The following is a 6,722-nucleotide window of genomic DNA, read 5'->3' on the forward strand; positions in this document are numbered from 1 at the left end:
GCCCGCTCCCGCGGAGGAGCCGGCCGCCGCGCCGTCGCTGGCCGACGACACCCCCAGCCGCGACGACGAGGACGCCGAGGAGTCCCAGCTCGTGGGCGCGGCCGTCGTGGAGCAGATCCTGGGCGGCAGGGTCATCTCCAGCGACGAGCGCTGAGCCGGTGCCGGCGGCCGCCGCGGGCGGGCGCCCGCGCCGGAGGTCGGGTCGTGTCGCCGTCGGCACGTAGGGTTGCGCCGTGTACGAAGGAGTCGTCCAGGACCTGATCGACGAGCTCGGTCGGCTTCCCGGCGTGGGGCCCAAGAGCGCCCAGCGGATCGCGTTCCACCTGCTCGCCGCCGACGCCGTGGACGTCAAGCGGCTCGCCGACGTCCTCACGGAGGTCAAGAGCAAGGTCCGCTTCTGCGAGGTGTGCGGCAACGTGGCGCAGGAGCAGCTGTGCCGGGTCTGCCGCGACCCGCGCCGCGACACGAGCGTCATCTGCGTCGTGGAGGAGTCCAAGGACGTCGTCGCGATCGAGCGCACCCGCGAGTTCCGCGGCCGCTACCACGTGCTCGGCGGCGCGATCAGCCCCATGGAGGGCATCGGCCCCGACGACCTGCGCATGCGCGAGCTGCTGGCGCGCCTCAGCGACGGCGAGGTCACCGAGACGATCATCGCCACCGACCCCAACCTCGAGGGGGAGGCGACCGCGACGTACCTGGCGCGGCTGCTGAAGCCGATGGGGCTGAAGGTCACCCGCCTCGCCTCCGGCCTGCCGGTCGGTGGCGACCTCGAGTACGCCGACGAGGTGACGCTCGGACGGGCGTTCGCCGGACGGAGGTCCCTGGATGGCTGACGACACGCTCCCCTCCGCGCGCTCGGGCGCCGGACCGGGAGGACCCGCGGGTGGACCGGCGGGCGGCGAGCTCGACGAGCTCGCCGCGGCCACGGCCGCCGACGCCCGCGTCTACCTGTCCACGATCACCGAGGTCGCGACCGGGCGCATGGACTCCACGGCGCTGTCGCTGCTGCTGCTGGCCGTCAGCCAGGCCCTGGTGGCCGGCGCCCGGCTCGGGGCGGTCGCCGACGTGGTCCCCGACAGCCGCTACGAACCGGACGCCGGCCCGGACGCCGACGTGGACCCGGTGCGCGCGGGGCTGGCCAACGTCTTCGAGGGCCTGGACGACTACGCCGACGTCGTCGACCCGCTGACCGACGCCACGCTCGTGCGGGGGGCGCTCTCGGACGACCTGGCCGCCGTGGCCGCCGACCTCGAGCACGGCCTGCGCCACCACGAGCGCGGGGAGGTCACCGAGGCGCTGTGGTGGTGGCAGTTCTCCTACCTGTCCTCCTGGGGGCTGCGGGCGAGCGCGGCGCTGCGGGCGCTGCAGTCGCTGCTGGCGCACCTGCGCCTGGACGTGGACGCCGAGACGGTCTCCGACGCGGAGTTCGACGCGCTGCACCCCTGAGGCTGGGCAGATCGCCCAGTCCGCGCCCGCCGCGCTGGACAGCCGTCGCCGCAGGTCGGGGCGCCGTGGACACGGCCGGGAGCACTCCGGCCGTGTCCGTAGAATCCTGCGTCGTGGCTCTCGTGGTGCAGAAGTACGGCGGTTCCTCGGTCGCTGATGCCGACGGCATCAAGCGCGTGGCGCAGCGGATCGTGGCCACCAAGCGCGCCGGCCACGAGGTGGTGGTCGTGGTCTCCGCGATGGGCGACACCACCGACGAGCTCATCGACCTCGCCGAGCAGGTCAGCCCGATGCCGCCCGCGCGCGAGCTGGACATGCTGCTGACCTCCGGCGAGCGCATCTCGATGGCGGTGCTGGCGATGGCGATCTCCAACCTGGGGCTGGAGGCGCGCTCGTTCACCGGCTCGCAGGCCGGGGTCATCACCGACTCCGCCCACGGCAGGGCGCGCATCATCGACGTGACGCCGGGGCGCATCCGCTCCGCGCTCGACGAGGGCGCCATCGCCATCGTCGCCGGGTTCCAGGGCGTCAGCCAGGACACCAAGGACATCACCACCCTGGGCCGCGGCGGCTCGGACACCACCGCCGTCGCGCTGGCCGCCGCCCTCAAGGCCGACGTCTGCGAGATCTACACCGACGTCGACGGCGTCTTCACCGCCGACCCGCGCATCGTGCCGACGGCCCGCAAGATCAACCGCATCACCAGCGAGGAGATGCTGGAGATGGCGGCCTGCGGGGCCAAGATCCTGATGCTGCGCTGCGTGGAGTACGCCCGCAACTACGACCTGCCCATCCACGTGCGCAGCTCGTTCAGCCCGCACGAGGGGACGTGGGTGACCGACTCCCCCGTCCCCGCCACCCTGAGCCAGAACGCCGTGGAGGAACCCGTGGAACAGCCGATCATCTCCGGTGTCGCGCACGACCGCAGCGAGGCGAAGATCACCGTCGTGGGCGTGCCGGACAGCCCCGGCACCGCCGCGGCGATCTTCAAGGCCGTCGCCCAGGCCGAGATCAACATCGACATGATCGTGCAGAACGTGTCGGTGGGGGCCTCCGGGCGCACCGACGTCTCCTTCACGCTGCCCAAGGCGGAGGGCGCCACGGCCACCGCGGCCCTGGAGAAGGTGAAGTCCTCCATCGGCTTCGAGCGCATGGAGTACGACGACCAGATCGGCAAGCTGTCGCTCATCGGCGTCGGGATGCGCTCGCACCCGGGCGTGTCCGCGACGTTCTTCGAGGCCCTGGCCGCGCAGCGCATCAACATGGAGATGATCTCGACCTCGGAGATCCGCATCTCCGTGGTCACCCGCGCCGACCAGCTCGACGACGCCGTGCGCGCCGTGCACACCGCGTTCGGGCTGGACGCCGAAGCCGAAGCCGTGGTCTACGGAGGAACCGGACGATGAGCGAGAACCGCAAGCCCACCCTGGCCGTCGTCGGCGCCACCGGAGCCGTCGGCTCGGTGATGCTCGGCATCCTGTCCGAGCGCCCGGACGTGTGGGGCGAGATCCGCCTCGTCGCCTCCGCCCGCTCGGCGGGCAAGGTGCTGCGGGTGCGCGGCGAGGACGTCGTCGTGCGCGAGCTGACGCCGGAGGTCTTCGACGGCGTGGACGTCGCGATGTTCGACGTGCCCGACGAGGTGTCCGCGCGGTGGGCGCCGGTCGCCGCCGAGCGCGGCGCGGTGGCCGTGGACAACTCCGGCGCGTTCCGGATGGACCCCGACGTGCCGCTGGTGGTGCCCGAGGTCAACGGGGACGCCGCGCGGAACCGCCCCAAGGGCGTCATCGCCAACCCCAACTGCACGACGCTGACGATGATGGACGCCCTCGGCGCCCTGCACGCGCGCTGGCAGCTCACCGAGCTCGTCGTCGCCAGCTACCAGGCGGCCTCCGGCGCCGGGCAGCCCGGCGTGGACCGCCTCTACGACGAGCTGGAGGTCGTCGCCGGCGACCGCACCCTGGGCCAGCGCGCCGGGGACACCGCGGCCGCCGTCAGCGCCAAGCTGGGCGACGACTCGCCCTTCCAGACCCACCTGGCCCTCAACGTCATCCCCGTCGCGGGCTCGCTGAAGGACGACGGCTGGACCAGCGAGGAGCTGAAGGTCCGCAACGAGTCCCGCAAGATCCTCGGCATCCCGGACCTGAAGGTGTCCGCGACGTGCGTGCGGGTGCCGGTGCTGACCACGCACTCCCTGGCCGTGCACGCGACGTTCGCGCAGCCGGTCGCGGTCGCCGAGGCCACCGCGGCCCTGGAGGCGGCGCCGAGCGTGGAGGTCCGCGACGACCTCGCGAACGGCGTCTTCCCCACCCCGGCGGGCACCGTCGGCGGCGACCCGACGGTCGTGGGGCGCCTCCGCCAGGCGCTGGACTTCCCGAACACCCTCGACCTGTTCGTCTGCGGCGACAACCTGCGCAAGGGCGCCGCGCTGAACACCGCGCAGATCGCCGAGCTGGTGGCCGCCGAGCTCACCGCCTGAGCGGCACCCCGCTCCCACCGCACGGACGGCCCGCCACCCCTGCCGGGGGTGGCGGGCCGTCGTGCGCGGCGGGTGCGCCCGGGCGGTCCTGCGGTTGCGGGCCCCGGTGGGCACGGGTCGACTGGGGGCCATGTCGATGAGCACCCCGTTCACCCCGCCCACCCAGGACGCCGGCGAGGTCGAGGTCCCCGCCGCCGACCCCGGCACCGGTGCGCCGCCGACCGCTGAGGGCACCGGCCCGCAGGGCGAGGACCAGGCCAGCGCCGACGCCCCCTCGGCCGAGGAGGGCCCGCTGGCCTGACCCGCGCCCCCGCGGCGCCCGCGGCGCCGGAGGGGTCAGCGCTCCTCGAGCTCGCTGCCCCCTGGCACCGACGCGGGGGTGGCGGCCTCCTGGGAGGTGCCGCGCCAGCGGGCGAGGACGCGCATGAGGTGGAAGACGCCGATCGCGGCGGCCGTGCCCAGGGCGATGCCCTCGAAGGTCAGACCCTCGCGCGGCACCCAGCTGTAGTTGGCGATGCCGACCACGAGCGCGACGGCGGCGGTGGTGAGGTTCACCGGGTCGGAGAAGTCGACGCGGTTCTGCACCCAGATGCGCGCGCCGAGGATGCCGATCATCCCGTAGAGCAGCGTCGCCGCGCCGCCGAGGACGCCGGCGGGCACCGACTCCACGAGGGCGCTGAACTTCGGCGAGAAGCTCAGCAGCAGCGCGGCGGCGGCGGCCACCCAGTACGCCGCCGTCGAGTACACCTTCGTGGCGGCCATGACGCCGATGTTCTCCGCGTACGTGGTGGTGCCCGAGCCGCCGCCGGCCCCGGCCAGGGTGGTGGCCAGGCCGTCGGCCAGCAGCGCGCGCCCGGTGAGCGGGTCCAGGTCGCGGCCGGTCATGGCGGCCACCGACTTCACGTGCCCGACGTTCTCGGCCACGAGGACGAAGACCACGGGCAGGAACAGGCCCAGCACGCCCGCGTCGAAGCTCGGCGCGGTGAACGAGGGCAGCCCGAGCCAGGCGGCCTCGCGGGCCCCGGACAGGTCCACCTCCCCGCGCAGCAGCGCGCAGGCGTAGCCGACGAGCACGCCCACGAGGATCGCCAGCCGCCCGAGCATCCCGCGGAAGAGCACCGTCGCCAGCACGATCGAGCCCAGCGTCACCAGCGCCGTGACGGGTGCCGCCCGGAACCCCGAGCAGGAACCGTCGGGGGTGCAGCTGCCCCACGCGGCCGGGGCCAGGTTCAGGCCGATGAGGGCGACGATCGTGCCGGTGACCACCGGCGGCATGAGCGCGTCGATCCAGCGCGAGCCGGCCAGGTGCACGACGAGCCCGACGAGGGCGAGCAGCACCCCGGTGACCAGGATCCCGCCCGCCGCACCGGCCTGGCCGCCGCTCGCGCTCGCCGCCCCGATGGGCGCGATGAAGGCGAAGGAGGAGCCGAGGTAGCTGGGCAGCCGGTTGCGGGTGATCAGCAGGAACAGCGCGGTGCCGACGGCGGAGAAGAACAGCGTCGTGGAGGCAGGGAAGCCCGTGATGGCCGGCACGAGGATCGTCGAGCCGAACATCGCCACCACGTGCTGCAACCCGATGCCGACCGTGCGCGGCCAGCTCAGCCGCTCGTCGGGGGCGACCACCACCCCGGGCCGCACCTGCCTGCCGTCCCCGTGCAACCGCCACGTCGTCCCCGCCACCGGGTCTCCTCTCGCCTCGGCCGGTGTCCACCGACCGGGCGAAGACTAGGGCGCGCCGCGCCCGCGCCTGGCACGCTGCGCTCGTGCTCCGCTGTCCGCGGTGGCTGCCCGCTGCCGCCGTCCTGCTCGCGACGTGCTTGCAGCTCGTCGTCGCCGCCACCGCCCGCGACCTGCCGCAGTTCGCGGGCAAGGGGTTCACCGCGCGGCTGGTCTGGTACCCGCTGCTCATGCTGTGCGCGCCGGCGCTGTGGTGGCTGGCCGCGCGCGCCGGGCGCACGCGCGGGCGGGCGACGCCGTGGGCGGGGCTGACGCTGGTGATGGCGCCGTTCCTGCTCGACGTCAGCGGCAACACCCTGGGCCTGTACGACGCGGTGGTGTGGTGGGACGACGCGAACCACTTCACCAACTGGTGCCTGCTGACGCTGGGGCTCGGCCTCGTCCTGGACGTCGCGGCGCTGCGGCCGGCGTGGGCGCGCGCGGCCGCGGTCGTGGGCGGCGGCGCGCTGCTGGCGCTGCTGTGGGAGGTCGGCGAGTGGTGGACGTTCATCCGCCACGGCACCGAGCTGGCCACCGCCTACGAGGACACCCTCGGGGACATGGTGCTGGGCACCGCCGGCTCGGCGGTGGCGCTGGTGCTGCCGGCCCTGACCGGGCCCGCGCTGCGGCGCCTCCGGCGGGCGGCGGGGGCGCCGCCCGCCGCCCGCGTCAGCGGTTGAGCAGCGACGTCCAGTTCCCCGGCACCCGCCCGCGCGGGCCCGGTGCGGGCTGGTCGGCGGGGTGGGCCAGCGGCGGCGCCAGCTCGGGGCCGGAGGCGTAGGTGACGTCCTCGGCGAAGTCGTAGAACCAGCTCTCGCCCGGCTCGAAGCTGCGCACGACGCGGTGGCCGCTCTCGGTGGCGTGCGCGCGGGCGTGCTGGTTCGGGGAGGAGTCGCAGCAGCCGACGTGCCCGCAGCCGGCGCAGCGGCGCAGGTGGAACCACCACCCCTGCGGCTGGGAGCTCTCGCAGTCCGCGCAGCCGTCGCCGCTGGGCGCGGCGGCGACGTCGATCTGCTCGGCGGTCTCGTCGCTGTTCACGGGGTGCTCTCCTCCGGTGGGGCGGGTGGTGCGGTGGGTGGTGCGG

Annotated in this window: 8 protein-coding genes; 6 read left to right on the plus strand and 2 right to left on the minus strand. The window is 74.5% G+C overall.

What is annotated here, in order from left to right; genetic code table 11:
• Window positions 1-233 precede the first annotated feature (233 nt).
• From recR to GTQ99_RS17775, 5 genes are all read left to right on the plus strand, one after another.
• Entirely contained in the window at window positions 234-833 is a 600-nt protein-coding gene (gene recR, locus GTQ99_RS17755; protein WP_166617059.1) for a recombination mediator RecR, read from the plus strand.
• The gene (locus GTQ99_RS17760) at window positions 826-1,446 is read left to right on the plus strand and encodes a DUF5063 domain-containing protein (RefSeq protein ID WP_166617060.1); all 621 of its coding nucleotides are present in this window, start codon (window positions 826-828) and stop codon (window positions 1,444-1,446) included. Before recR ends, GTQ99_RS17760 begins: the two co-directional genes overlap by 8 nt.
• Window positions 1,447-1,559: 113 nt before the next feature.
• Window positions 1,560-2,852, plus strand: coding sequence for an aspartate kinase (locus GTQ99_RS17765; RefSeq protein WP_166617061.1), 1,293 nt, complete (start codon window positions 1,560-1,562; stop codon window positions 2,850-2,852).
• Entirely contained in the window at window positions 2,849-3,922 is a 1,074-nt protein-coding gene (locus GTQ99_RS17770) for an aspartate-semialdehyde dehydrogenase (protein WP_166617062.1), read from the plus strand. The genes GTQ99_RS17765 and GTQ99_RS17770 overlap by 4 nt, the downstream gene beginning before the upstream one ends.
• A gap of 130 nt (window positions 3,923-4,052) precedes the next feature.
• On the plus strand, window positions 4,053-4,223 hold the full coding sequence (locus tag GTQ99_RS17775; RefSeq protein WP_166617057.1) for a hypothetical protein: 171 nt from the start codon (window positions 4,053-4,055) through the stop codon (window positions 4,221-4,223).
• A gap of 35 nt (window positions 4,224-4,258) precedes the next feature.
• Here the strand turns inward: GTQ99_RS17775 and GTQ99_RS17780 are convergent, their stop codons facing one another.
• Entirely contained in the window at window positions 4,259-5,602 is a 1,344-nt protein-coding gene (locus GTQ99_RS17780; RefSeq protein ID WP_166617063.1) for a solute carrier family 23 protein, read from the minus strand.
• An 83-nt stretch (window positions 5,603-5,685) separates the two neighbouring features.
• Here GTQ99_RS17780 and GTQ99_RS17785 point away from each other — a divergent pair, with 83 nt between their 5' ends.
• Window positions 5,686-6,318, plus strand: coding sequence for a DUF2238 domain-containing protein (locus tag GTQ99_RS17785; protein ID WP_205707719.1), 633 nt, complete (start codon window positions 5,686-5,688; stop codon window positions 6,316-6,318).
• Here GTQ99_RS17785 and GTQ99_RS25415 read toward each other — a convergent pair.
• Window positions 6,308-6,676: a UBP-type zinc finger domain-containing protein gene (locus GTQ99_RS25415; RefSeq protein ID WP_166617064.1), complete on the minus strand. Its 369-nt coding sequence runs from the start codon at window positions 6,674-6,676 to the stop codon at window positions 6,308-6,310. The two genes, GTQ99_RS17785 and GTQ99_RS25415, sit on opposite strands and share 11 nt — an antisense overlap.
• Window positions 6,677-6,722 lie beyond the last annotated feature (46 nt).

The organism is Kineococcus vitellinus, from assembly GCF_009906315.1.
Classification (GTDB): domain Bacteria; phylum Actinomycetota; class Actinomycetes; order Actinomycetales; family Kineococcaceae; genus Kineococcus; species Kineococcus vitellinus.